28 protein-coding genes, 2 pseudogenes and 1 riboswitch are annotated in these 26350 nt (G+C 40.5%); of the genes and pseudogenes, 12 read left to right on the top strand and 18 right to left on the bottom strand.

All coding sequences use genetic code 11. The features are described from left to right. Positions 1 to 153 precede the first annotated feature (153 nt). Positions 154 to 366, top strand: coding sequence for a hypothetical protein (locus tag Xedl_RS00680; RefSeq protein ID WP_074022148.1), 213 nt, complete (start codon positions 154 to 156; stop codon positions 364 to 366). A gap of 213 nt (positions 367 to 579) precedes the next feature. Here the strand turns inward: Xedl_RS00680 and Xedl_RS00690 are convergent, their stop codons facing one another. From Xedl_RS00690 to rluE, 8 genes are all read right to left on the bottom strand, one after another. After that, positions 580 to 1701 (bottom strand): ribosomal protein uL16 3-hydroxylase, encoded by a 1122-nt coding sequence (locus Xedl_RS00690; RefSeq protein ID WP_074022150.1) that lies wholly within the window; start codon positions 1699 to 1701, stop codon positions 580 to 582. 128 nt (positions 1702 to 1829) lie between these two features. Continuing rightward, on the bottom strand, positions 1830 to 3296 hold the full coding sequence (gene phoQ / locus Xedl_RS00695) for a two-component system sensor histidine kinase PhoQ (RefSeq protein ID WP_074022312.1): 1467 nt from the start codon (positions 3294 to 3296) through the stop codon (positions 1830 to 1832). Next, a complete protein-coding gene (gene phoP, locus Xedl_RS00700) occupies positions 3289 to 3972 on the bottom strand; it encodes a two-component system response regulator PhoP (protein ID WP_074022151.1) in 684 nt (227 codons plus the stop codon). Before phoP ends, phoQ begins: the two co-directional genes overlap by 8 nt. Before the next feature lie 362 nt (positions 3973 to 4334). Beyond that, positions 4335 to 5705 (bottom strand): adenylosuccinate lyase, encoded by a 1371-nt coding sequence (purB, locus tag Xedl_RS00705; protein ID WP_074022152.1) that lies wholly within the window; start codon positions 5703 to 5705, stop codon positions 4335 to 4337. A gap of 79 nt (positions 5706 to 5784) precedes the next feature. Continuing rightward, a complete protein-coding gene (gene hflD, locus Xedl_RS00710; RefSeq protein ID WP_074022153.1) occupies positions 5785 to 6411 on the bottom strand; it encodes a high frequency lysogenization protein HflD in 627 nt (208 codons plus the stop codon). Positions 6412 to 6413: 2 nt separating this feature from the next. Next, positions 6414 to 7517, bottom strand: a complete 1104-nt coding sequence (gene mnmA, locus Xedl_RS00715; protein ID WP_074022154.1) for a tRNA 2-thiouridine(34) synthase MnmA — start codon at positions 7515 to 7517, stop codon at positions 6414 to 6416. 73 nt (positions 7518 to 7590) lie between these two features. Continuing rightward, positions 7591 to 8043 carry an NUDIX hydrolase gene (locus tag Xedl_RS00720; protein WP_074022155.1) on the bottom strand — a complete coding sequence of 151 codons (453 nt, stop codon included), beginning with the start codon at positions 8041 to 8043 and terminating at the stop codon, positions 7591 to 7593. Next, entirely contained in the window at positions 8036 to 8665 is a 630-nt protein-coding gene (gene rluE / locus Xedl_RS00725; RefSeq protein WP_074022156.1) for a 23S rRNA pseudouridine(2457) synthase RluE, read from the bottom strand. The genes Xedl_RS00720 and rluE overlap by 8 nt, the downstream gene beginning before the upstream one ends. A 140-nt stretch (positions 8666 to 8805) precedes the next feature. Between rluE and icd the strand changes: the two genes are divergently transcribed. Then, positions 8806 to 10059 carry an NADP-dependent isocitrate dehydrogenase gene (gene icd / locus Xedl_RS00730; RefSeq protein WP_074022157.1) on the top strand — a complete coding sequence of 418 codons (1254 nt, stop codon included), beginning with the start codon at positions 8806 to 8808 and terminating at the stop codon, positions 10057 to 10059. Between the two features lie 112 nt (positions 10060 to 10171). On the opposite strand, the pseudogene Xedl_RS31830 reads toward icd, so the two are convergent. From Xedl_RS31830 to Xedl_RS00740, 3 genes and pseudogenes are all read right to left on the bottom strand, one after another. Next, positions 10172 to 10450, bottom strand: a pseudogene (locus Xedl_RS31830) (site-specific integrase); the annotation flags it as partial. Beyond that, complete coding sequence (locus Xedl_RS33950) at positions 10444 to 10575, bottom strand: hypothetical protein (protein ID WP_279625348.1); 132 nt, start codon at positions 10573 to 10575, stop codon at positions 10444 to 10446. The gene Xedl_RS33950 and the pseudogene Xedl_RS31830, both read right to left, overlap by 7 nt. After that, positions 10568 to 10747 (bottom strand): hypothetical protein, encoded by a 180-nt coding sequence (locus tag Xedl_RS00740; protein ID WP_074022158.1) that lies wholly within the window; start codon positions 10745 to 10747, stop codon positions 10568 to 10570. The genes Xedl_RS33950 and Xedl_RS00740 overlap by 8 nt, the downstream gene beginning before the upstream one ends. Before the next feature lie 300 nt (positions 10748 to 11047). Here Xedl_RS00740 and Xedl_RS00745 point away from each other — a divergent pair, with 300 nt between their 5' ends. The 4 genes and pseudogenes from Xedl_RS00745 (at position 11048) to Xedl_RS00760 (ending at position 13265) form a co-directional block, all read left to right on the top strand. Next, complete coding sequence (locus Xedl_RS00745) at positions 11048 to 11743, top strand: Thoeris anti-defense Tad2 family protein (protein WP_074022159.1); 696 nt, start codon at positions 11048 to 11050, stop codon at positions 11741 to 11743. 210 nt (positions 11744 to 11953) lie between these two features. Continuing rightward, positions 11954 to 12427, top strand: a complete 474-nt coding sequence (locus tag Xedl_RS28045; RefSeq protein ID WP_074022160.1) for a phage tail fiber protein — start codon at positions 11954 to 11956, stop codon at positions 12425 to 12427. A gap of 157 nt (positions 12428 to 12584) precedes the next feature. Further along, positions 12585 to 12746: pseudogene (locus Xedl_RS00755) on the top strand (NADP-dependent isocitrate dehydrogenase); the annotation flags it as partial. A 159-nt stretch (positions 12747 to 12905) separates the two neighbouring features. Then, positions 12906 to 13265: a DUF2007 domain-containing protein gene (locus tag Xedl_RS00760; protein ID WP_244149648.1), complete on the top strand. Its 360-nt coding sequence runs from the start codon at positions 12906 to 12908 to the stop codon at positions 13263 to 13265. Positions 13266 to 13337: 72 nt separating this feature from the next. On the opposite strand, the gene Xedl_RS00765 is transcribed toward Xedl_RS00760, so the two are convergent. The 3 genes from Xedl_RS00765 to Xedl_RS26125 form a co-directional block, all read right to left on the bottom strand. Then, positions 13338 to 13709: a hypothetical protein gene (locus tag Xedl_RS00765; protein ID WP_074022163.1), complete on the bottom strand. Its 372-nt coding sequence runs from the start codon at positions 13707 to 13709 to the stop codon at positions 13338 to 13340. A 132-nt stretch (positions 13710 to 13841) separates the two neighbouring features. After that, complete coding sequence (locus Xedl_RS00770) at positions 13842 to 14321, bottom strand: PliI family lysozyme inhibitor of I-type lysozyme (protein WP_074022164.1); 480 nt, start codon at positions 14319 to 14321, stop codon at positions 13842 to 13844. Positions 14322 to 14594: 273 nt separating this feature from the next. Continuing rightward, complete coding sequence (locus tag Xedl_RS26125) at positions 14595 to 14786, bottom strand: hypothetical protein (RefSeq protein ID WP_158024337.1); 192 nt, start codon at positions 14784 to 14786, stop codon at positions 14595 to 14597. Positions 14787 to 15578: 792 nt separating this feature from the next. Between Xedl_RS26125 and Xedl_RS00775 the strand changes: the two genes are divergently transcribed. Both Xedl_RS00775 and Xedl_RS00780 read left to right on the top strand, forming a co-directional pair. Then, positions 15579 to 17033 carry an alanine/glycine:cation symporter family protein gene (locus tag Xedl_RS00775; RefSeq protein WP_074022165.1) on the top strand — a complete coding sequence of 485 codons (1455 nt, stop codon included), beginning with the start codon at positions 15579 to 15581 and terminating at the stop codon, positions 17031 to 17033. A 221-nt stretch (positions 17034 to 17254) separates the two neighbouring features. Further along, a complete protein-coding gene (locus Xedl_RS00780; RefSeq protein WP_074022166.1) occupies positions 17255 to 18088 on the top strand; it encodes an N-acetylmuramoyl-L-alanine amidase in 834 nt (277 codons plus the stop codon). Positions 18089 to 18209: 121 nt separating this feature from the next. Here the strand turns inward: Xedl_RS00780 and Xedl_RS00785 are convergent, their stop codons facing one another. Then, positions 18210 to 18596, bottom strand: coding sequence for a helix-turn-helix domain-containing protein (locus Xedl_RS00785; RefSeq protein ID WP_074022313.1), 387 nt, complete (start codon positions 18594 to 18596; stop codon positions 18210 to 18212). Between the two features lie 195 nt (positions 18597 to 18791). On the opposite strand from Xedl_RS00785, the gene mgrB reads away from it, so the two are divergent. From mgrB to thiD, 4 genes are all read left to right on the top strand, one after another. Then, on the top strand, positions 18792 to 18938 hold the full coding sequence (gene mgrB / locus Xedl_RS00790; RefSeq protein ID WP_479688307.1) for a PhoP/PhoQ regulatory lipoprotein MgrB: 147 nt from the start codon (positions 18792 to 18794) through the stop codon (positions 18936 to 18938). 304 nt (positions 18939 to 19242) lie between these two features. Then, complete coding sequence (locus Xedl_RS00795) at positions 19243 to 20607, top strand: amino acid permease (protein WP_074022168.1); 1365 nt, start codon at positions 19243 to 19245, stop codon at positions 20605 to 20607. A gap of 767 nt (positions 20608 to 21374) precedes the next feature. Next, positions 21375 to 21584 (top strand): transcription antiterminator/RNA stability regulator CspE, encoded by a 210-nt coding sequence (gene cspE / locus Xedl_RS00800; protein WP_074019552.1) that lies wholly within the window; start codon positions 21375 to 21377, stop codon positions 21582 to 21584. A gap of 125 nt (positions 21585 to 21709) precedes the next feature. Further along, positions 21710 to 21802: riboswitch (TPP riboswitch) on the top strand. Between the two features lie 43 nt (positions 21803 to 21845). Further along, the gene (gene thiD / locus Xedl_RS00805; RefSeq protein ID WP_074022169.1) at positions 21846 to 22643 is read left to right on the top strand and encodes a bifunctional hydroxymethylpyrimidine kinase/phosphomethylpyrimidine kinase; all 798 of its coding nucleotides are present in this window, start codon (positions 21846 to 21848) and stop codon (positions 22641 to 22643) included. Between the two features lie 61 nt (positions 22644 to 22704). Here the strand turns inward: thiD and fbaB are convergent, their stop codons facing one another. The 3 genes from fbaB to Xedl_RS00820 all read right to left on the bottom strand — a co-directional run bounded on the left by fbaB (position 22705) and on the right by Xedl_RS00820 (position 26264). Beyond that, positions 22705 to 23754, bottom strand: a complete 1050-nt coding sequence (gene fbaB / locus Xedl_RS00810; RefSeq protein ID WP_074022170.1) for a class I fructose-bisphosphate aldolase — start codon at positions 23752 to 23754, stop codon at positions 22705 to 22707. Positions 23755 to 24352: 598 nt separating this feature from the next. Further along, positions 24353 to 25717 (bottom strand): prephenate-dependent tRNA uridine(34) hydroxylase TrhP, encoded by a 1365-nt coding sequence (gene trhP / locus Xedl_RS00815; protein ID WP_074022171.1) that lies wholly within the window; start codon positions 25715 to 25717, stop codon positions 24353 to 24355. A 202-nt stretch (positions 25718 to 25919) separates the two neighbouring features. Continuing rightward, positions 25920 to 26264 (bottom strand): YegP family protein, encoded by a 345-nt coding sequence (locus Xedl_RS00820; RefSeq protein WP_074022172.1) that lies wholly within the window; start codon positions 26262 to 26264, stop codon positions 25920 to 25922. Between the last annotated feature and the right edge of the window lie 86 nt (positions 26265 to 26350).

Raw genomic sequence — 26350 nt, forward strand, 5'->3', positions numbered from 1 at the left:
ACTCTTAGTGTGCGTTGAAGAATTTATGACCGCCTTTTCATCAGGGCAACAACCGGGAGTGAGAAAAATGAGTGTATCGTTATTATGAAAGCTTATTTAGATTAATGAAATTTCTGCTTCTTAATCCTTGGCCAGCTTTACACGGTACTTACTATGAATAAAATGCACAAATTGGTCAGAAAAGGAAATTCAGATGTGTTTATTATCATTTTTGGATTAGCAAAGAGTTCAGGTATAAGTGTGATTATTGCTGGCAGGAATAAAGATGGTTATTTTAAATCCGAAGGAATGCACGATAAAGTGATAAAAATTTTTAGGATACTGACTATGTATACCACAAAAACTGCAAAAAAGGATTCATGGTAACTGGACAGAGAAATAGCTTTTCTGAAATATTGCAGATAGGGTGGTATAGCTTTTGGCTTCCCCAGCAGAAAGAGTATTATTCGCTGGGGAAATTCATTACCTGGTATCGCGGCGAGTCTTTAAGTAACAATCCGCAGATTCAAAAAGAAATAAAGATATTTCATGCCAGTCAGTTAAGCTGACTGGCATAGGAAAAATGCCCCTTGGTCTGGATTAATCATTAAAATACCAATAACCGCTATTAACCAACGCCGTCAGCAGGCTGACGAATCGGACATCATCGATAGCATCCCCCAGCAGTTCAGGATTGACTTTGTCATATTGGCAAAGGGCATCAGTGGCATGAATATGAGGGGTATCCATCAGCTCCCCATTGACGAAACATTGATTGCCAACCCGTAGGACGCGCAGGCCACTCAATCGATTTAATTCTTCGCCTTGTTTCAGTAAATCATAAATCTCATCGCTCTCATAAGGAGGTTCTGGTGGTGCCAGATCTAATTCATGGCGCGATTGGGAGATGAATTCGCCAAACCAATTTTGGAAAGTTTCTGGTTGTTCCAACAATTCACGCATCATTGAACGCAGTGTGTCCAGTTCGTTTGTCTGGATCAGTGCTGGGTTATCACGGAATGTCAGTTCAGGATCGCTGTAGCGATGGCTTCCTAGCTCGTTTGCCAGAATATAATCTGCAAATCCACTGAATAATTCACGGGCATTGGGGGCACGGAACCCCACTGAATAGTTCAGTGAATCCTCAATAGCATAACCTTCATGTGGGAAACCTGGTGGAATATAGAGTATATCGCCCGGTAACATCTCTTCGTCAATAATGGCTTCAAAGGGGTCAACCTGCAATAAATCAGGATGAGGGCAATGTTGTTTCATAGAAATTTTTTCACCTACCCGCCAGCGTCTGCGCCCTTTTCCCTGAATGATAAAAACATCATATTGATCAAGATGTGGGCCAACACCACCGCCAGGTACTGAGAAAGAGATCATCAAGTCATCCATGCGCCAATCAGACAGTACACGGAATGGCTTCATAAGCGCAGAAGAGGGGAGATGCCAATGGTCAACAGCTTGTACAAGCAAAGACCACTCTTTTTCGCCTAAATGGTCGTAGGTTTCAAAGGGGCCGTGGGAAACTTCCCAGCGCCCATTTTTCTGACTGACTAAACGGCTATCGATTTCATTTTCCATTGCCAACCCTGCCAGTTCATCGGGGGAAAGCGGATCAACAAACTGATGGAAGCCCTGTTTAATTAATAACGGCCGTTTTTGCCAATGGTTCTGCAAAAACGCCTGCCAGTCCAGATTTAGCCGATAATCCATGGTGACATCCTGAAGTGAGTGAAATGAGAAGTGAATTTCGCGCTATTATAACGAATAGTCAATGACGATATCAGATTTGGTTGAAATATTTCGAGAGTGTGTTAGCAATCACTTGATCAGTATTGTGATTATTGTGTGGAGGCCGCATTGTGTTGGGCTCCAAATATCACGCTCACTCTGGCACCGCCAAGCGGGCTATCATCAATGTTGATATCACCTTCATATTGTTCGACAATTTCAGAAGCTATCGATAGTCCAAGCCCCTGACCTGATCGCAATGTATCAGCTCGTAAACCGCGCTGAAAAATCATTTCTCGCTTATCAGGGGGAACACCTAATCCATCATCATCGACAATAATAGTGACTGAATTCTCTCCCATTGTGGCGGTGATTTTGACCAATTTCAGGCAATACTTACAGGCATTGTCCAGAATATTTCCCATTACTTCCAGAAAGTCATTTTTTTCCCCTAGCCATGTCACTTCTGGAGAGACATCTAGCATAATCTTGATGCCCTTATGTTGATATACCTTGGTTAGGGCACTGATTAGACCATCCAGCAAGATTGGGACAGAAGAAATCTGTCTTAGGAGTAAGCTATGGTCGCTACGCATATTGGCTCTATGCAGATAATAGCCGATTTGTTGAGATATTCGGTCAATTTGTTCAAGCATAATGGGTTCAGCTTGTTTAATGGTCAGTTTTTGCGGGGGGAGCAGAGAGCGTAGGGTTGATTGCAATACCGCTAAAGGTGTTTTCAGGCTATGCGTCAAATCTGAAAGTGTTGTGTGATATTTTGCATAGCGTTTACGCTCGTTGGACAGCAAGTTGTTTAAGTTTCTGACCAGCCCTTTTAACTCAGTAGGAGGGGTCTTTTCGTCTAGTTCTTCCCTTTCACCATTTTCTAGTGAACTGATCTGGCTAATTAAGGATTTTATTGGCCTAAGGCTCCAGTCAGCAGCAAGCCAAATTAACGGGATGATGAGAAGCAAGTTAGCAATTAGTACATATCCAAACCATTCCCATACTTTTGCTGATTCCTGTACATCTTGTGGAATGGTATTAATGATAACAATGGTCATGGCAGGTAGTTTAGCAGTGGCAGGATAAATATTTACAGCAACTGAGTAGGTTAATAACACGTCCTTACTATTTTCTGTCTTTTTTACATTATCTTGATTTGGTGTTGCTGTTGGATTATAGAAAAAATCCCCTTTTTCTTTAAAATACGCTTCTAGCGTATATAAACCCTCTTTTTTCAGCCAATCAGGATCAATCATTCTTTCTAATTCAGGGACATTATTCTGGCGCCAAAGAATATTCCCGTCATTATCATAGATCAGTGCTAATGAACGGTAATTCATAGAAAAATCTTTCGGGGCAAGAATTTCTAGTTTGTTATTTTCCCATTTGGCTAAGGTAAAAAATAGATTACTTTGGCTACGGAGGATGGAATAGCTTGTTTTATCAAAACTGACTAAATAGCCGACAATAGCAACTATTCCATATGATAGCGTCAATGCAAGAATAATAGCAGCCGTAGCCATGAGAAACCGTGTTCTCAAGGAAAAAGGTTGTTCAGAAAACTTAAGCATCATAAGATTTCACATCGAAGCGATACCCTTGGCCACGAACAGTGACAATGACCTCTTCCGGCCATTCATTCAATATTTTTTTCCTCAAACGCCCCATTAATACATCAATTGTATGACTTTCGCGTAATTCAGCATCGGGATACAATTGGCGCATTAGTGTTTCTTTACTGACAACCTTGCCATTATTGCGCATTAAGGTTTCAATAATAATGTATTCAAAGGCGGTCAACTTAATATTAGTATCATGGATAGAAAACTCTTTTCTTGAGAGATTGATTAAAAATGGTGATATCTCAACTAATTGTGATGCCAAACCACTGTTGCGTCGCATTAATGCCTGTATGCGAGCATTAATTTCTTCCAGATGAAAGGGCTTGGTAACATAATCATCTGCGCCTGCGTTCAGCACGTTGACTTTTTCTTGCCAGCTTTCACGGGCGGTGAGAACAAGGATAGGCAAATTAATTTGCTCACTGCGCCAGCGCCGTAACATGCTAAGACCATCTTCTCCCGGCAACCCTAAATCAACGATAGCAATATCAGGGTGACCTTCTTTAAGATAATAATCCGCTTCTTTAGCATTCTCCGCCGCATCAACTTGATGTCCAATATCCCGTAATTGTACGGTTAAGTGATGGCGAAGTAGCGCGTTATCTTCAACGATCAATATCCGCATAATGATTCCTTATGCTAATCAGTCATGTTTATCAAATAAATTTAAAATAGCTAAGTAATCAATTTCGTCAATAAGGATTAAGTAAAATTATAGGCATATAATTATGAGTAAACTAAGTATAGTAACTATTTAGCCTTTGTTGGTATATTAATGATTGGTCTATTTAAAAACAAATGGTTAGGTTGAAATAGTAAATGAATTTACAATTTATTTAGCTTTTATGTAAGTTCATATACTCAATAACATTCAAGTTGCTACGAGGGGCAGGGAATTGGTTGAGATTACGCAGTGGATATGAAGTGGCACCTGAAACTCGCGTATGGGCGGGATAGAACCCGCCCATTGATATGAGTAAACAGAAATTATTTTAATTGATCGACCAGTGAAGTCGCGTATCCAATGTAATTTGCTGGTGTCATGGATTTGAGGCGCTCTTTTTCCGTTTCAGGAAGTTCAAGGCCATCAATAAACGCTTTCATGCCTTCAGCATCAACACGTTTACCACGCGTCAGTTCTTTCAGTTTTTCATACGGTTTTTCAATGCCATAACGGCGCATAACAGTCTGGATAGGCTCCGCCAATACTTCCCAATTGCTATCCAATTCATTCAGTAAGTGCTGTTCATTGACTTCCAGCTTATTCAACCCCTTCATAGTGGACTGATAAGCAATCAGTGCATATCCCAGACCTACCCCAAGGTTACGCAATACAGTTGAATCTGTCAGGTCACGCTGCCAGCGAGAAACAGGCAGTTTGCTGGCAATATGCCCCAAAACCGCATTTGCCAGACCCAGGTTTCCTTCTGAGTTTTCGAAATCAATCGGATTGACTTTATGCGGCATAGTAGAAGAACCAATTTCTCCGGCAATGGTTTTTTGCTTGAAATGGTTCAAGGCGACGTAGCCCCAGATATCGCGATCAAAATCGATTAGGATGGTATTAAAACGTGCCACACAATCAAACAGTTCTGCAATGTAATCATGGGGTTCAATCTGAGTGGTATACGGGTTCCACTGGATACCCAAAGAAGTCACAAATGACTCACTGAATTGATGCCAGTCAACTTGTGGATAGGCTGACAAGTGGGCATTGTAGTTACCGACCGCCCCGTTGATTTTACCCAGAATTTCTACCTGCTCAAGCTGACGGCATTGGCGCTTCATACGATAGGCCACGTTAGCAAATTCCTTGCCGACAGTAGAAGGTGTGGCAGGTTGGCCGTGAGTGCGTGATAGCAGTGGCAAATCGCGATAATCATGTGCCATGCGTGTGATGGTATCGATTATTTGACGCCATTGCGGCAGCAGAACTTCCTCACGGGCTGTTTTAAGCATCAAGGCATGTGACAAGTTATTAATATCTTCTGACGTGCAGGCAAAGTGAATAAATTCTGCAACTTGATGCAGGGCAGGGATATGCGCGACTTTTTCTTTCAGAAAATATTCAACAGCCTTAACGTCATGGTTGGTTGTACGTTCAATTTCTTTAATACGCAATGCATCTTGTTCATTGAAATTTGCAATAATTTCATCAAGGTAAGCGTTTGCGTTGGCATCAAAAGCAGGAACTTCTTTGATTTCTGTTGTTGCGGCCAGTTTTTGCAGCCAACGTACTTCGACTTGCACACGGAATTTTAGTAAGCCGAACTCACTAAAAATAGCGCGTAATGCGCTGACTTTATCGCCGTAACGGCCATCAATTGGAGAAACAGCGGTCAGTGAGGATAATTCCATTGGTAGCAACTCCCGGATTTTATTTAACAATTTATGCTTAACAGCTTTGGTTTAACAGTTTTTAGCTAATCGTTTTTATCTAACAATTAGCAAGGATCTCTTTTGCCTGTCGGATCAGGCGCTGACGCGAAAACATGATTTGCAGGCGGCCACCACCAACTTGTCGCCATAAAACGGCACTGCGGATACCCGCCAGCAACACAGATCTGACTTTGGCCTGAATCAATGTATTACGTAATACCTCAGGTGAACCCGTTACCTGGATGCGTGGCCCCAGCGGGCTGATAACATCGACATAAATTCCAGCCAGGGCGTTGAGCATTCCCTCTGACATAGGTTCAAAATAGGCTTGTTGACGTTCTAATTGTTCAATGCGGTTTGCCAATTGGTCGATGCCAGATTGATTTTTATTCAAACGGCGTTCCAGTACCATCAAACTCAGCATATAGCGGGTAAGATCAGCAGAAACGCCACTGTGTGAACCATTGAACATTCCCAACATGGCATCAAGGCCAATACGCAGGTTGCAGGCGTTATTGCCAAAAACATCCAGCGTGGATGTTGGGTTCATGTTCAGGATGCTGTTGATCATGATCTCAAAAGCATCAGTATCACACTGGCCTTCATGGGCAAGTTTTTGTACCAGACGGCCTGACTGGCAGATACCTGCCAGAGCCAGTGTAATATCGTAATAATTTTTAGCCACAACTACTCCTGTATACGTTGTTCGATCACGCCACCACCGAGACAAACTTCACCTTGATAAAACACGGCTGATTGACCAGGGGTGACAGCGGCAACAGGGCTATCAAAACGAACCTCAATTTTATCTTCGCCCAAAGGGACGACAGTGCAGGGAATATCATGCTGGCGGTAGCGTGTTTTGACTACACAACGCATTTCTGCTTGCAGGGATTGACGATTAACCCAATGAAGTTGCTGGGCAATCAAACCGACAGACATCAAGCGAGGATGCTCATGGCCTTGGGCAACAATCAGTATGTTATTTTCGACATCTTTATCAACGACATACCAGGGCTCTTCACTGCCATTTTTCGTGCCCCCAATCCCCAACCCCTTGCGTTGGCCGAGTGTATGGTACATCAAGCCAGTATGTTGGCCGATGGTTTGTCCATCCACGGTCATAATTGAGCCAGGCTGGGCGGGTAAATAGCGCCCAAGGAAATCACGGAACTTACGCTCACCAATAAAGCAGATACCCGTCGAATCTTTTTTCTTTGCGGTGACCAGGCCAATTTCTTCGGCAATGCGGCGTACTTCGGGTTTTTCTAATTCCCCTACTGGAAACAGGCTCTTGGCAACTTGCTGGTGGCTTAAGGTATATAAGAAATAGCTTTGATCTTTGTTGTCATCCAAGCCACGGAGCAATTGGCTGGTGCCATTCACATCCCGACGACGGACATAATGTCCGGTTGCGATATAGTCAGCCCCTAAATCCTCTGCGGCAAATTCCAAAAATGCTTTGAATTTGATTTCCTTATTGCAAAGAATGTCCGGATTTGGGGTTCTGCCTGCTTTATATTCAGCAAGAAAAAGTTCGAATACATTATCCCAATACTCGGCTGCAAAATTGATGGTATGCAACTCTATGCCCAGTTTGTCACAAACGGCTTGGGCATCGGCAAGATCGGTAGCCGCCGAGCAATACTCTTCACTATCGTCTTCTTCCCAGTTTTTCATGAACAGGCCAGCTACCTGGTAGCCCTGCTGTTGCAGAAGGTAGGCGGAAACGGATGAATCAACACCGCCGGACATGCCGACAATGACTTTTTTCTGGCTGTTATCTGACATGGATATATCTCACTGCGGAAAAAAACAAACGCAATACTTTAGCACGTTGGCAACCAAGGTGCACCAAACGTCTTCATTTGACGAAAGGTGAACCACAATAATCCAGTATCGATAATGGATAAGTTTTATGCTCTAAGTAGCAAAGAAGACTTTCGGCGACCAGAGGCGAGCGTAACTGTGAACTATTAAGGATTTCTTCTGCACTTAACCAATGGCAGTAATGGATATCGTTATCTTGTGGATTGGTGTCCAGGATTTTTTCCATTTCAATGAGGAACAGGAAGCGAATAAATGGCGTCCCATCCGGTGCAACCCATTGGTGCAGTTTTAAAAATGCTTGTGGTTGCGCACGAATTCCAGTTTCTTCCCATAATTCCCGTTCAGCAGCTTCCAGTAATGTTTCATCTGCTTCAAGGTGGCCTGCGGGCTGGTTCCACAGCGGCTTGCCGTTGATCAACTCTTCAACAACTAAAAACTTATTTTCTGCATGAACAATGCAGGCAACTGTAACATGCGGACTAAACAAGGTTAATTTCTCTCCATTCTCCAGGGGATAGTGAGTCTAATTGCATCGAACCCATACTAAAACGAATTAGGCGCAGTGTCGGATAACCCACATGGGCGGTCATTCTACGTACCTGCCGGTTACGTCCTTCATGTAACGTAATTTTAAGCCAACTGACCGGGATGTTTTTTCGTTCACGGATAGGGGGGGGTCTCTCCCAGAGCCATTTCGGTTCTTCCACTAATTCAGCGCCGGCGGGCAAAGTCGGGCCATCTTTCAATAAAACGCCGCGACGAAGTTTATTGAGAGCAGTTTCATCAGGAATGCCCTCGACTTGAACATAATAAATTTTAGCGGTTTTTTTATTGGGTTGAGTCAATTTGGCCTGCAATTTTCCATCATTGGTCAACACCAGCAAACCTTCACTATCACGATCCAGACGACCGGCGGCATAAACATCAGTAAAAGGGATAAAATCTTTTAACGTTGTTCTTCCCATTTCATCGGTAAATTGAGGTAAGACATCATAAGGTTTGTTAAAAATCAATACCCGACGAGGGGCGATTGATTTTTTTAGGATTCTGTTATTTTTTCTCTGGCTGAATCGGTTAAGTTGGCGTTTTTTAAAAGAGATATTTGTCATGATAAGCCATTGTTAAAAATTAGGGTGCGTATTATACCTTAAATCTGTGATCGTTGGCGTTTGCAGAATATTCAAGTAGTATTGACACGTCCCTTACAAAAAATTAACAAGGCATTGCGCTTATTTGAAAGGAGAGGTTAATGGAAAGCAAAGTAGTTGTTCCGGCGGAAGGTAAAAAAGTTACTATTGATGCCAAAGGTAAATTAAGTGTTCCGAATAACCCTATTATCCCTTATATCGAAGGGGATGGCATTGGTGTTGATGTTACGCCGGTCATGCTAAAAGTTGTTGATGCTGCGGTGCAGAAAGCGTATAGCGGTGAACGCAAAATTTCCTGGATGGAAATCTACACAGGTGAAAAATCCACGCATGTTTATGGTAAAGATGTTTGGTTGCCAGATGAAACGCTAGATTTGATCCGTGAATACCGTGTTGCTATTAAAGGCCCTCTGACAACACCAGTAGGCGGTGGTATCCGTTCACTGAACGTTGCATTGCGTCAGCAATTGGATCTGTATGTCTGCCTGCGTCCGGTTCGTTACTATCAAGGTACGCCAAGCCCTGTTAAACAGCCTGAACTGACCGATATGGTGATTTTCCGTGAAAACGCTGAAGACATTTATGCGGGTATTGAATGGAAAGCGGGTTCAGCGGAAGCGGACAAAGTAATTAAATTCCTGCAAGATGAAATGGGTGTTAGTAAGATCCGTTTCCCTCAACAGTGTGGTATCGGTGTAAAACCTTGTTCAGAAGAAGGGACTAAACGTTTAGTACGTGCCGCGATTGAATATGCCATTGATAATGACCGTGAATCAGTCACTCTGGTTCATAAAGGCAATATCATGAAATTCACCGAAGGTGCTTTCAAAGATTGGGGTTATGAATTGGCTCGCACTGAGTTCGGCGGAGAACTGCTGGATGGTGGGCCGTGGGTTAAGATTAAGAACCCTAAAAATGGCAAAGATATCCTTATTAAGGATGTTATTGCAGATGCTTTCTTGCAACAGATCCTGCTGCGTCCAGCAGAATATGATGTTATTGCCTGTATGAACCTGAATGGTGACTACATTTCTGATGCCCTGGCTGCACAGGTAGGTGGCATCGGTATTGCCCCAGGTGCAAACATTGGCGACGAATGCGCGCTGTTTGAAGCAACACACGGTACTGCACCTAAATATGCGGGTCAGGATAAAGTCAACCCTGGTTCTGTGATCCTTTCTGCTGAAATGATGCTACGCCACATGGGATGGTTCGAAGCCGCAGATCTAATCGTTAAGGGAATGGAAGGCGCGATTGCCGCGAAGACCGTGACTTACGATTTTGAGCGCCTGATGGATGGCGCTAAGTTACTGAAATGTAGCGAATTCGGTGACGCTATTATTTCTCATATGTAACAATCACTGATTGAAATAGATAACGGGGGCTTAATGGTTCCCGTTGTTTTATTATAACGTGAGTAACGGTTATCAAAAAGTTATCAAAACAATTTATCAAAACTCAGGTATTTTAGATCACAATTTTTATCCAATCTTTACCGCGGTCATCGTGATATTTATCGGTCTGTTGTTGCGTTTTGTGCCCTAATAAATCCTTCGTATTAATACCCTGTTCGCGATATAGGCGTTCTGACAATGAAGGCTGTTCGTGGAAAGAGGCAGGAGTTCCTTCCCCCCAATCAATTTCTGCCTTATCGCGTGCTTTTTTGAAATTTGTCGTTAGTGTATTGGCAGTTACTTTTCCTCCACGTTTAGATTGCGATGTAGTGTGAAAATAGTGAACTAGATATTGGCCTCAATAGCAATCTCTTTTGCTTCTTGTTCATTGTTATCGTCGTATTTGGGCAGTGCGGTTAATTCTTCAAGGCAATCCCTCGCCACCTTCCTCCTTGCGTTCTCGAATTCGTTAGTCATCGGTGATTCTTACTATTACATCTGATTCTGGGAAATTGACTGATAACAATCCATCTATAGCAATATTGGCAACAAAACCAGATAGCATTCCAGTTGGAACTTCTTTGTCTATGCCAGCCAGTTTTTTTGCTATAGATTTTGGTATTTCAATAGTTATTATTGGATCTTTCATATTTAACTCCGTTAATAAACTCGATATTGTTTACGGGCGATTCATTTCGGCGGGTTTTTTGTTGCCCTGTATTCATTAAAAGTATCCAGGATCAGCAGCAAACTTCAAATTTACACTCCAGCGGATTACTCTCTTGGCGAATAGACAGATTTTATAATGCATCACCACATATTCATGCGTATTAGCTACTGTGTGGTTGTATCCCATTGAGATAAAAATTTGCCTTAAGTAATATCAACTGGCGGTTTAGCAGTAGGATGAAATGACCTTTAACTTTAACGATAAATAAGTGAGGAAATGATGTCTGATGTTAATAAGCTGGATGATAAACAATGCCCGTTTGATCCTGAGCAATATCAAGTAAATGTCAAGGTCAATGATGTAGTCCCAGAGGGTTCCTTTCCATGGGCATTAATTCAAGTGTATGTAGGGAAATCAGCTCGCCGTAAAGGTTGGGATGCGCAGGTTGAGTATATAAAGCTCCTTCCGGACTCAACGGGAAATAATGGCCTACCTCAGATTGAGGTAGTGGATAAAGAGGGAGCGACATCTTGGCAACCGACACAGGAAGATATGATGGCGTGTGACTGGAGCCCAGTAGATTACATGCTGTCTTTTGATCTTAAGATAGGGACTCAACATGGCGACTATGGGACTCAATGGGGGTATGGGGCGAACAAGTATTCAGGTGATTTTGGTACTCTGACTAATCTTCAAAACAATCTAGGTATTGGAGAAATATCAACTTTTGCGCTTTTTGAAGAGACTATCGGTACTTTTAACGGTCTGTCCTTGCAGTTTTATACCTCATTGGAAGTAGAACTTAAGAATCTTGAAGTAATAGTTAATGGTTCAATTTATAATCTGGGCTCCCCTGAGCGTGATCCTGCTCCTCTTGTTATTTTCAACTATTTCTCTGACGACGCACGAAAACTAGGTGACCTACTGAAACAAAACGTAGGTAATACGCTTCATTTTTGCTTCAACTGGAAATAACCTCAAATTTACACCCTGAATCCAAACCTCGCACTCGCGGGGTTTTTTGCTATCTACCCGTAATCAACTCAGGGTTTACAACCCAACTCCAGCAAAATATGCACTAGTTCAAAATCCCGTAAGTCAGGGTTATACCTGCTATCAGTACGCACTGCGTATCTACCTATCGAACTGGTACTGACCGATACAGTTCCCGTTACCCTGAATAACGTGAAATACCAGATTCAGACCACCGTTCCTGATTCTGTTTCGGATGGGGTCAGGCATATTGTAGCCAACACCAGCTATATCACCCTGTTCCTCCAGAACATGGACAAATGGATGTCGCAGAATGGTGTAGTTGATGTGACATTGCCGAATGGCCAGACGGTATCGTTGCAGTCGATAAGGGCATTGCAGGCGGCGATGTTGGACAAGCACAAGAACGGCGCGGATATCCCCAACAAACAGGCATTTGTGAAAAATCTAGGCGCTCAACCGGCGGGGAATTATGCCAGCGCCACTGTCGAGCGTTTATCTGAGGGCGTCTATCTCATCAAAAACGTGCTGGAATTTAATGCTGATGCTGCATGGGGCGGGGTCGATGGCGGGGTTGAGATACTGACGGTGACCCGATTGATATTCCAAATGGTAGATCTGTTTCTGTCCGTGTCCAGATGCCGGAAGATTCGGTGTGGAATGTGAGGCAGGGGGGGATTTTGAATGAACGCGGTTATCAAAACCAAAATAACATCTTGCAAAATTATGTAGTTATATATGACCTGTTTACGCTTTTTTTGTTTTTAAATTGACATAAAAACATTTAAATTCAAACTTTTATATGTATTTTGGCTATATATGGCTACGCCATATGGGATGGTTCGAAGCCGCAGATCTCATCGTTAAGGGAATGGAAGGCGCGATTGCCGCGAAGACCGTGACTTACGATTTTGAGCGCCTGATGGAAGGTGCTAAACTACTGAAATGTAGCGAGTTCGGTGACGCTATTATTTCTAATATGTAATAGTCACTGATTGAAACAGATAGCGAGGGCTTAATGGTTCCCGTTAGTTTTTTTACTATTAAACAACGAAAGGGAATAATGCAATGATAGGCTATACTGGTTTATAAATCATCTGATCATGGTGTGCTTATGTGGAATAGTCATCCTCAGAGAGGAAATATGCAGTTATTAGCGAATTTCCTATCGCCAATCGATGCTCACATTATCTTGGGCAGGATGTTATCAGAAGATATTTATGCAGTAGTAATAGATGAAGATATTGTGTGGAATAACTATATGTATTCTCAGGCACTTGGTGGTGTTAAACTGCTTGTCCACCATGCTGATATAGAACGCGCAAAAGTGATATTTGCTGAAATTGAGGCTAATAAGTTTTCGTTAGATTTAGATAAAACAGTGCCTAATCAGGGTAATAAGAAAAAATCACCATTTCGATATCGCTTATCCATATTAATAAACACTTTTTTAGTACTTTTATTGTTTTTAATATTGGGCATAGCATTGCCGTTAAGAAGCTGAAATTAAATCTTCATTGATAACAAGGCCAATGAAAATTAGAGCGACAACATAAGTAAGTCGCTCTACAGAAGCCTATTTTGTACTGCCAGATAAAGCCTGTTTTGTTTGTAATTTACATGCTTCAACAGATTTATCCAGTGATTCGTCAAAATGACGCGTGCTTGGGAAGATTTGTTTATTTTTTCTGACTTCTGTGACCGTTTGTTTGATAGATACAATAAATTCATCCTTATTGCTCTGGATCTCTTTAAGGTCAAATCCCTTGCTAGTTAATTCATTGAATGCCTTTTGCGCTATCGTATCGGGTGAGTCATGAGTTTTAAATGCTTCCACAGAGGCTTTCCCGAACAAATTACAATAAGTTTCTGCGGTTTTATCTATGTTAGCATGTGCGGCATATGAGAATAATGGGGCAAGGAAAATTGGTAATAAAAGGCGTTTCATAATTTCCTCTTGATCGACTAGATCACGATAGTGGTGGTGACTTTAACAGGAACGACAACATTAACAATAGTACATAATTCAGCGTTTGCGCTGAATTCCAAAGGAGAGCAATTTTAAGTGAGAAGCTGATTATTAAGGCTTTTGTTCGACGCATTTTCCTCTTTTACATATTGCCTGGAGTGATTTGATCGGATCATTTTTCCCATTTATATAGATGCGGCTGATAAGTTTGACATTTTTCTTGGTAATTTTAAGTGCATCGACGTCAAGATAATTGCCAGAGCCTGCACTAAGTTTGGAAACAATGAGTTCTTTGGAGCCATCACCATCAATATCAGCAAATTTGATCCTCGGAGTGCCATTATCTTCAAATACTGAACCATCACGTTTAAATACACCTCCAGTTTCAAAGTCTATGAGATCTTTATCCTTAAAAATAGCAATGGAATAGCTACCAATTGATGCACTTTCCAGATCACCTGTGGAGAGGACGGCAAATCGTTTATCAGGTAATTTAATCAATTTACCTTCTCTTGCGCTGGCAGGTGTTGATAACATTAGAGTAATTAGGGTAGAAATAGCAATAGTTTTCATCATGTTATTTATAGGCATGAGCAATGCTCCGTTTTTAATCAATGTATAGGTGTGATTTATATCGTAGCACGAATTTGGGAAGACTATATTCTTAACGGTAAGGTCAGCTCGATAGCTATTTAATATTGAGTATATAGATATGAAAGATGATATAGATTATTGAGGATATAGTATAAAATCCCCAAAAAAAACATTAGATTATCTTATTATTTTATTGTGGTAGGGTTTATGATGTTAGTATCAACGGGAGTCATGGCTCCCGTTGTTATTAACTTCGACATATATTGGGCTCTATGTGCTATTTTTTTCTATTTTTTCCACAATCTTATTGTATTCTTTCCAAACAACAGATACTGGTGAGCTCAAACAGCAGATAGAAATTGAACCACCTGTTGCAGGATGATATTCATACTTTGATTTTCCTCTGTAAACTCTCTTGGGCAGTATGTTGTCTGCAGGATTCTTTCTTTTTCGCTTTAACATCAATTATAACCTCACTTGCAGATTATCTGATGGCCAGATAGTGGATTATTAACATGTTACTAAATTGTTATTGTTGTTTCCTGTTGTAAAAATAACAACTGAAAATTTTAATATGCAATGGTAGCTTTTTCCAACTATCACAGTATTAAAATTTAATAATCTAATTTTAAGTAAAATATTGCTATATGTTTTTGTAAATATAAGAGATTTAAAGATTAAATTTTGTAATTACCCCATTTTTTTTAATGAAATTGGTTATTACTACATTAGTGATATAGCAGTGCGTGATTATCTAAATTTTTCTATGTATTTTGTGTAGCATGATATTAATAATTTCTAATTAACATATGCTCTAGATGTTTGTGGGTATTGGAGCAGGTATTAGATTGACGCTGTTTTTGATAGGTTGTATTTTAGTTGCTAACTGGTTTCGTGTTTTGAGTCCAATTGTTAATTTATTTATGTTTCTTGCTTATATATGAGAGGAAAATTGTTGCGTATTTTTTGCGCTAAAAATGTAATTAAGTGGCTTGAAATAAGAAATGAAGCGTTTATGAACATCAAGATAAAAGTTCAATAATGCTAAAGTAAATGTAAAAATTTCATTAAAAGTTACCCATTGAAATAAATATTGTGTTACATTCTTTTCGCTTTAATGGTTCGTATCTCTGTGTTTTTCATATACAGAATTGTGTTACCTGTTAATTATAAAAGGAATTAAGTTCAATAAAATTTTGCCGAATACGGCATTATGGTCAGCTAATGTTTGCTAATTAGTAAGGGGAAAATATCTTGACGGATCTGATTAACTTCATTAACAACATTCTTTGGGACTATGTACTGATATACCTTCTCCTGGGAGTTGGTCTTTACTTCACACTGCGTTCTGGTTTTATACAACTTCGCCACTTTGGCCACATGTTTTCAGTTCTGAGAAAAAGTAATAAGTCGGATGATTCTGGCATTTCATCTTTTCAGGCCTTGTGTACTAGCCTTGCTGCTCGTGTGGGAACCGGTAACTTAGCAGGGGTTGCCATTGCAATTACTGCCGGTGGGCCAGGAGCTATTTTCTGGATGTGGGTAGTGGCATTTATTGGCATGGCGACAGCCTTTGTGGAAAGCACGCTTGCCCAGTTGTACAAGACGAAAGACGATCAAGGAAATTATCGCGGTGGCCCGGCTTACTACATGGAAAAAGGGTTGAAGAAGCGATGGATGGGGATTCTGTTTTCATTCTTCCTTATTATCGCGTTTGGTCTTGTATTTAATGCCGTTCAGGCGAGCTCAATTGCGGAAGCGGCTGCTTTTGCCTTTAATATCAAACCAATTTATGTTGGTATCGTATTAGTTATTATCAGTGGTGTAATTATTTTCGGCGGGTTACGTTCTATCGCCCGAGTCGCGGAATTTGTTGTACCATTTATGGCGATTGCCTATTTTATCCTGGCACTTTGGGTTGTTGGTCACAATATTGAACGTATCCCAGCGGTATTTGCACTCGTTATCAAAAGTGCTTTTGGTATTCAGGAAGCGATAGCGGGAACATTAGGCTATGGTATCTCCCAGGCAATGCTTCAGGGGGTTCAACGCGGATTATTCTCGAACGAAGCGGGAATGGGTTCTGCACCAAATGCAGCAGCGTCAGCTTCTCCTTATCCACCACATCCAGCCTCTCAGGGGTATGTGCAGATGTTGGGGGTATTTATGGATACCATTGTTATCTGTAGTGCGACGGCTATGATCATCCTCTCTTCCGGTGTTCTTAACGAAAATGTCACTGCGATCAGTGGAATTGAATTGACTCAGCGAGCGTTGTCATCCGCTGTTGGGCATTGGGGGACAATGTTCGTTGCGATTGCTATTTTTTTCTTTGCTTTTACGTCGATTATTGCCAATTACGCTTATGCTGAAAGCAACATGATATTCTTAGAACGTAACCACACTGCTGGCCTATTTATTCTGCGATTGGGTGCGTTGGGTATGGTGATGTTTGGTACATTGGCAGACGTACCTCTGGTTTGGAATATGGCTAACCTATCAATGGCATGCATGGCTATTGTTAACTTGATTGCCATAATTATGTTGTCAGGTATCGCGATGAAACTGGCGAAAGATTATAACCAGCAGAGAAAATCAGGCAAGTTGCCGACATTCAATATTAATAGCTACCCAGAGATTCAACAGCAAGTTGAAAAAGGTATTTGGGATAATGATGCACCGCATAACAATGAAAAGAGTAATAGCTGATACTGAAATGTCTATATAGGTTATCTATCGGATATCAGTAACACAAGATGACTCGTATCAAGTAACTTTATTAGCCAGCTATTCGTTCGTTCCGCGAATAGCTGGCTTTTATTTATACTTAAAAACATGATGATAAGTATAAGAACATCACATCTCTTTTGGTTTCATCTAATATATAATCATTATAATGTTATCTTTTTCTGCAAAATAGCTGACCGATCATGATAAAACAATTAATCATAGGCATATTTATCACGTTGTTGATTGGTTGTTCTTATTCCCCTAAGCAAGAAGGTAGAAATGGTTATATTGTTGACTATTCCTATCCTTATTCGACCAGCCAAGATATTGACTCAATTAGATTTCTTGTCCTTCACTATACTGCGTTAGGCGATAAAAGATCTTTACAGGAATTAACGGGGGGGCGTGTTAGTATTCATTACCTTATTCCTTCGCAACCGAGGTATAAGGATAAAGAGCCGATTGTTTTTCAGTTGGTTACAGAAAAGGAAAGAGCATGGCATGCGGGAAAGAGTGAGTGGAATGGATACCAAAGCCTAAACCGCTATTCTATCGGTGTTGAAATTGTTAATTGCGGATTTAAACAAAAATTCATTAAAAAAGAATGGTGTTTATATCATCCATCACAAATTGATGCAGTCAGCAGATTGGCAAAGGATATTATTCACAGGTATAAAATCCAGGCTGTGAATGTTGTGGGTCATAGTGATATTGCTCCCCTGAGAAAAGAAGATCCTGGGCCTGTTTTCCCGTGGCGTGAACTTTATGAACAGGGGATTGGTGCTTGGCCTGATCATGCAACAGTGAATAAATATCTCGCTGGCAGGGCAGTGAATATGCCAGCATCAGTGATATCAATTCAGAAAGTACTGGCCCTCTATGGTTATAGTATCCCTCAAACGGGCGTTTTGGATAGTGCTACACATAAAACTATTCAAGCATTTCAGATGCATTTTCGCCCGTCAGACATTAGTGGCATGCCCGATGCAGAAACGGAAGCGATAGCACTGGCGTTGGTCGAAAAATACCAATAACGATTTATGCTCAATATATAGAAATAGAGTGATGCTTTTCAGAAAGAGAAAATAGCTGGTGGATATAAAAATAAGTTAGAGCATGGCGGCCATGAGTAATGGCCGCTAACAATACTAAATTTTATGATCCGCAGTTGTAAGTTAGATGTAGTGGAAGCTTAACTTCAAGTTCAATATCTGTACTCTGGCGAAAATCATAAGGTGTAATGCCATACTCTTTACGGAACATATAGGTGAAATGGGATTGAGAGCCAAAACCGAAATCCAGGGCGATATCAAAAATAGGCAAGGAACTATTTTTTAACAGATAAACAGCGCCAGCCAAGCGTCGTTGACGGATGTACTTTCCAAGAGATATGCCGGTAACTTCCTTGAATATTTTCTGCATATGCCAAAGTGAATAGCCAGAATAAGCAGCAAGCTCTTCAAGATGAATGACACGGCCAAGATGGTTTTCTATCCATTTGCTCAGTGCGCATACAAGTGCTAAGTGGTTATCTTGTGCCATTACAATTTTAAATTGGTTGAAGGTTGGGGCAAGTATACACAACTTCTTTTCAAGATGACAAAATCCATCATTAATAAAGAAAACAGTGAATAGATTAAAAAATTTAATACTCTATCATCACTTTGTCACATGATAACTTACTATAATATTTTAGTATAAAGTTGACTACAATGAAATAATCCTAAGGTGATCTCATTGAATACTAAAAAAATCCTTTTAACTTTGTGCTCGGTATTGATATGTTTGTTTTTGTATTTGTTAGCGTTGGATGTACATTGTGATCAAGGTAATGATGTATTTGAATTAGGTGTTTGTTCCATCACCCGATACTTACCTTTTTGACAATCAAACATTATTCTGCCTGTATGTGTGTTAATATGCATCTGTAGTATTCATTATTTGTAAATGATGTTTTAATATCCACTTGATACGAATTAACAAACTCAATATTGCGTTAAATCAGTACATAACTCAATCACTACAATATGTTGAACGAATTATGTTGAGAAAATTTAAACTCGACAGATTTTGCTCAATTTGAGAAGAGTGGGAGAATTTCTGGCCCTATTCAGGTACAAAGGTTCAAAACAACAAATAAAACAACTTCTAATGAGACGGGTTCTAAGCATCGTAAAAAGAGGATTAGATGGCAGAACAACAAGAACAACAATCTACGCTTAAGCGTGGTTTAAAAAACAGGCATATTCAGCTTATTGCTCTCGGCGGTGCAGTAGGAACGGGGTTATTTTTAGGTATTGCCCAAACCATTAAAATGGCAGGGCCTTCAGTGCTCCTTGGGTATGCGGTCGGCGGATTTATCGCATTTTTAATTATGCGCCAACTGGGCGAAATGGTTGTTGAAGAGCCAGTAGCAGGGTCATTTAGCCATTTTGCTTATAAATATTGGGGAAATTTTGCCGGTTTTCTATCAGGCTGGAATTACTGGGCGATGTTTATTTTGGTTGGAATGGCAGAGTTAACGGCTGTTGGTATGTATATCCAATATTGGTGGCCGGAAGTTCCAACATGGGTTTCTGCCGCAATATTCTTTATACTGATTAATCTCGTCAATCTAATTAATGTTCGGTTATATGGCGAAACCGAATTTTGGTTCTCTATTATTAAAGTCAGTGCTATCGTCGGGATGATTATCTTTGGGAGTTATTTGCTGATTAGCGGTAATGGTGGCCCACAGGCAAGTATCACCAACTTATGGCAGCAGGGCGGCTTTATGCCAAATGGAATTTCTGGCTTGATTATGGCGTTGGCTGTAATCATGTTTTCATTTGGTGGCCTGGAAATGGTAGGCATTACCGCAGCAGAAGCAGAAAATCCTGAAAAAAATATCCCCAAAGCCACTAATCAGGTTGTTTATCGAATTTTGCTGTTTTATATCGGTTCATTGGCTATCTTGCTGTCACTGTATCCGTGGACGAAGGTGGTAGAAGGTGGTAGCCCATTCGTTTTGATCTTCCATGATTTGGATAACTTTTGGGTAGCAAATGTGCTAAATGTGGTGGTACTAACGGCGGCGTTGTCTGTTTATAACAGTGGTGTTTATTGTAATAGCCGGATGTTGTATGGCTTGGCTAAACAAGGTAATGCACCTCGTGTATTCACAAAAGTTAATAAACGTAATGTACCTGTCTTGTCTATTGGTTTATCAGCACTGGCAACATCAATTGGTGTATTGATTAACTATGTTATGCCGGGTAAGGCATTTGAGTTGTTGATGGCATTAGTGGTAACAACCCTGGTCATTAACTGGATTATGATTTGTTGCGCTCATTTGAAATTCCGTTCAGCCAAAGATAAAGACGGTATCAGGACAAAATTTCAGGCACTGTGGTATCCATTTGGGAACTACCTGTGTTTGGTATTCCTGGCATGCGTTCTTGTCGTTATTTTAATGATGCCACCAATTCGTATTTCAGTTATATTGATGCCGTTTTGGATTGGTGTTTTATGGGTTGGCTATTTGATTGCTCACTCAAAGAAGGTCAAAAGATAAGTGGATTAGTTGTCAATCCATACCACGTTTTTTCAGCCGGGTATTATGCCCGGCTGATTGTTTATTGTCAGCGTTAACTACACAAACCCGCTAAATAGTACACTCTCGTTATTATGTGTAATTGTGAATATAAATTTCTCAAAGCGAGCCGAAGATATTTTCCTCTACCATAAATAAAATGGCTGCATCTAATTTTTTTTAACTCTTACTCCTTCCGTGAGATGCACTTTATGAAATCGGTTGATCGTATGAGGATATGAATGGGTAATGAAAATCCCCACCAATATTATAATTGAATAATATTTAATAAATGATAAACAAAAATTAATCTGATTATATGTAAAGTAACTATATTGTCTGTTCAAAAATAATAAGAGAAATTAGTCATGGTTTTTATCATTGTCTAAAATTAATTTTGCATAACGATAACTTTCTGATTTACACCATAATCGATATGAAAAATAGTATTATATATTACCTCTATTAAGAAAATTTTTTGCGATGATTTTTTATTTTTACATTAATTCATGCGGTTATGTGATTTAAAAGTTATTGGTTAATTTCAAGTAGGAATAGAGATTAAGAATTTTAAATATGTGCGTTGGCTCCAGCACCTGAAAAAAATGGCTTGCGATTATATAAAGAGTATGTAATAAAACATATGGGTAAACGAAGTACTGTTCTGTTAATAAATAACAGAAACTAATACTGGTTTGTTTATTTTAATGCCAATAGGCTAATAAAGTGATTCAAAGGAAATTTTTGAAATGGCAAAAATCACTGGTACTGTGAAGTGGTTCAACGAGTCTAAAGGTTTTGGTTTTATTACTCCAGCTGATGGCAGTAAAGATGTATTTGTACATTTTTCTGCAATTACAAAAGATGGATTTAAAACATTATCTGAAGGTCAACGAGTTGAGTTTGAAATTCAGGATGGTCCTAAAGGTCCTGCTGCGGCAAACGTTACAACTTTATAGTAACAAATTTAATTTGGCTGGCATCTGATTACTGGCTAAATATATTTATCGTTAGTTTATGTTTTAATATCTGACGATAAACTATTGCAAATATCACTCTATTAGAGTACTAATGGAGTGATTTTTATTTTGACTCGGGGCGTTCTTTATTGAACTGAGAAGTACCCGTATTACCTGATCTGGATAATGCCAGCGTAGGGAAGTCATGGTATCTCTTATTCCGATACCACCTTTCTTTAGCTGGTGGTAGGAATCACCATAATGAGAATTAACTCACTAACTATCGCAGGAACCGATCCTAGTGGTGGTGCCGGCATTCAGGCCGATTTAAAAACCTTTTCCGCGCTTGGCGCTTACGGTACGACAGTTGTTACTGCTTTGGTTGCACAAAATACACGGGGCGTACAGTCAGTTTATGAACTTGATCCCCTTTTTGTTGCTGCTCAGTTAGAATCAGTACTTTCAGATGTCAGGATAGACAGCGCCAAAATTGGTATGTTGTCGAATGCGGCTAATATCGCTGTAATAGCAGAGTCGTTGCATCGTTATCCTATTCCCTACATTGTATTGGATACAGTCATGGTAGCGAAAAGCGGTGATCCCTTATTATCACCAGAGGCCATTACTGCAATGGTAGAACAATTGCTGCCTATCGTTTCTTTGATCACCCCCAATTTACCGGAAGCGGCAGCCATATTGAAATGTGATCTTGCTGATAGCGAAGATGAAATGTTACGACAGGGGAGAGCATTATGTTCAATGGGATGTCAGGCCGTTTTATTGAAGGGCGGGCATTTGAATAATGAGGAAAGCCCAGATTGGCTTTTTACTCCGGAAGAAGAATGGCGTTTTACCGCTCCCAGAGTAAACACACAGCATACTCATGGGACTGGTTGTACTTTGTCGGCAGCACTCGCTGCATTGCGTCCGCGTTATTCTGATTGGCAAAGTACGCTGCCGGTTGCCAAAACATATTTACAAAATGCGCTGATACAGGCAGATAGTTTGCAAGTTGGTCATGGCATTGGGCCAGTCCACCATTTTCATCAATGGTGGTGAATTCTTGAATAATGGGGATGCAGAGATCCCCATCTTAAAAGTAGTGAACCTAATAACTTGATTAGGCGACAGTAATTTTTTTATCGAGATAAACATCCTGTACGGCGTGGATTAACTCAACACCTTCTTTCATCGATTTCTTAAACGCCTTACGACCAAGGATTAATCCCATTCCTCCGGCACGTTTATTGATAACGGCAGTGCGGACAGAATCACTTAAGTCATTGTTTCCAGAAGCGCCACCTGAATTGATTAAGCCAGCGCGCCCCATATAACAGTTAGCAATTTGATAACGAACAAGATCAATCGGATGTTCAGTGGTCAAATTGCTATAGACGCGTTTATCTGTATGCCCGAACCCAATAGCAGTATAACCACCATTAGTTTCAGCCATTTTTTGTTTAACGATATCGGCACCAATTGTTGCTGCCAGGTGATTCGCCTGGCCGGTTAAATCAGCGCTGGTGTGGTAATCAACCCCATCTTTCTTGAAAGCGGAGTTGCGCAGATAAGCCCATAACACAGTGACCATGCCGAGTTCGTGAGCGCGTTCAAAGGCGGCTGAAATTTCTTCTATTTGGCGGCGTGATTCGGGAGAGCCATAATAGATTGTTGCACCTACCGCAACGGCACCCATGTTAAATGCCTGTTCGACACTGGCATACAAAGTTTGATCATATTGGGCGGGATAGGTCAAAGTCTCGTTGTGATTAAGTTTAACCAGAAATGGGATCTTATGGGCATAACGGCGAGAAACTGACGCCAGAACACCGTAAGTTGAAGCAACACAGTTACAGCCTGCCTCAATCGCCAGCTCAACAATATTTTTGGGATCAAAATAGAGGGGATTGGTAGCGAAAGAAGCGCTGGCAGAATGTTCAACTCCCTGATCTACGGGCAAAATTGAGAGATAACCAGTCCCTGCCAGACGTCCATGATTCAATAAGGTTTGCATGGAACGAAGAACAGTATTGGGGCGGTTATTTTCGAGCATGACTCTATCAACAAAATCGGTTCCTGGGAGATAGAGATTTTCACGTGGAATGGTATTGCATTGATGTTCCAATAAACTCTCTGCGTCTTTTCCTAACAACTTAACGATATCAGTCATGATTAACTCCAGTTTGCAAAAGGCGCTATTGATTGTTGTTTATATTTGAGTTGATCACAAGACAAGTAGAGAGGGAAGCAGCAGTGGATCGCTTCAGTTAATACAAATGTTGCCAAAATTTGACCATTTTGTATGACAATAAAGTGAAATAATATTTATCTGATGTGGTGATAAATATTGGAGTTATTTAGCAATTAGGTAATTTGGTTTATTTTTTCTCAAAATTTCCTTCATTAAACTGAATAAATCTTAACCCTATTTATCAAAAGATAGTTTTTCTGATTATTATAAACACTGTCACCAATGGAAGATGAATAAATGTCCAGCTTGAATTTGACAACATTAATTAATTTAATGGTTTTTGAAGACAGGTGTTTTTTATTAGTTATTTGAATTTATTGATTTTATGTAAAAGAAAAGGCCAGCCCAAGGGAGATTGAGCTAGCCAAGGAGGTGGTTCCTAGTCTTACAATAAAACTTTTTTAGTTTTTTTATTTTTCAGCGCTGATAATACGAGAAATAAATTAGCATTGATGTGATCTATTTCTAAAAAAATAGATCAATTTCTTTAAAATCCTATTTTGAATTATTTTACTTGTCATTCCTGTGGATGAGGTGCTCTGGAATTACCATCTTTTAAGTTTCTCACAAGTAAAGCATAATCCAGATTAATCTCTTCAGGAATAGGAAGATAAACGAGATGCCCATCACCTGGTGCAATTTCTACGGCCTGGCCTTTTTTATTTGTCATGGCTTCTAACGTGAAGTTAATATTGCCCGATGGCGTCATGAGTTCCAGATGATCACCGACAAGAAATTTATTTTTTACGGCAACTTCTGCCAAACTATTGACTCGATTGCCAGTAAACTCACCAACGAATTGCTGAGTGTCTGATACGGAATAGCCGTATTCGTAATTTTGGTAGGCATCATGGGTATGACGGCGCAGAAAACCTTCTGTGTAGCCACGGTGTGCCAAACCTTCTAATGTGGTCATCAATGTTGGATCGAAGGGTTTTCCAGCAACAGCATCATCTATGGCACGGCGATATACCTGAGCGGTACGAGCACAATAATAGAAAGATTTAGTCCGGCCTTCGATTTTCAGTGAGTGAACCGCCATCTTGGTTAATCTTTCCACATGTTCAATAGCACGTAAATCTTTGGAATTCATGATATAAGTACCATGCTCATCTTCAAATGCTGACATATATTCGCCAGGGCGTTTGGCTTCTTCGACCATGAATACTTTATCTGTTGGTGCACCCTGTCCCAGTGTCGGTTCAATGTTTTTAACAGGAATAGGGTTGTGCATATGGACAATATTGCCAACACTATCTTCCTTACCTTCCTGCACATTGTATTCCCAGCGGCAGGCATTGGTGCAAGTGCCCTGATTAGGATCGCGCTTGTTGATATAGCCCGATAGCAGGCAACGGCCAGAATAAGCCATACAAAGTGCGCCATGCACAAAAACCTCAAGCTCCATATCAGGCACTTGCTGACGGATTTCGGCAATTTCTTCCAGCGAGAGCTCACGGGAAAGAATGACCCGCGTCAATCCCATCTGTTTCCAGAATTTGACCGTAGCCCAATTAACGGCATTGGCTTGAACCGAAAGGTGAATATCTATTTCAGGAAATGTTTCGCGCACCATCATAATTAAGCCCGGATCAGACATAATCAAAGCATCTGGTCCCATTTCTATGACGGGTTTTAAGTCACGAATAAACGTTTTCAGCTTTGCATTATGGGGTGCGATATTGACAACGACATAAAAACGCTTACCTAATTCGTGTGCCTCCTTAATGCCCTGTGCCAATGTCTCATGGTTAAATTCATTATTACGGACACGTAAGCTATAGCGAGGCTGTCCGGCATAAATGGCATCTGCGCCATAAGCAAATGCGTAACGCATATTTTTCAAAGAGCCGGCAGGAGAAAGTAATTCTGGAGTAAACATATTTTTTAACGTTCTCGGTCTGAGTTCAAGTCAGCCCTTACCCGGTCTTCATTATCATTACTAAGGGTAAGGTTTAAAGGAGGGGATTTTAACGCCTATTTTATCATTAGCACAAATACATTATGGTAATGATGGGCGCCATATTTGATCGATATGTGGGAAAACGCGCCGCGGATACGGCGCGAGTCATTAATTGTACCTGCTAATTTTGCTTGGTCAGGTCACGAATACTTTCTGTTGGCCCGATTTTTATGACCGATTGTATAGATTTCTTCATGCTTGCTTCATTGGCATGAGTTTCACTGATAGCAATAATTTGGTGGTTTCGGGCTTTCAAGACAAAATAAGGTTTGCCTGATTTGTTTTTTCTCACTTCATGGCGAGTTTTATCGGGAGAATTAACTTGCACAGAGTGAATGCCTTTATTGGCAGCGGCCTTGGTGGTATACATTTCACTGCTCAAAATGATGTCACCGTTTGCCGCTACCAGATTGAAATAAAATTGCCCGTTTTTTGTTTTCTTAAGATCATAATGCCCAGCAGCCATAAGAAATTCTCCTGATTGGGTAATTATCAGCTTAAGTTTAGCCTGAATTTTGTCCAGTCAAGGGATTTGAGGAGAAAAATTTATCC

It is taken from the genome of Xenorhabdus eapokensis (assembly GCF_001908105.1).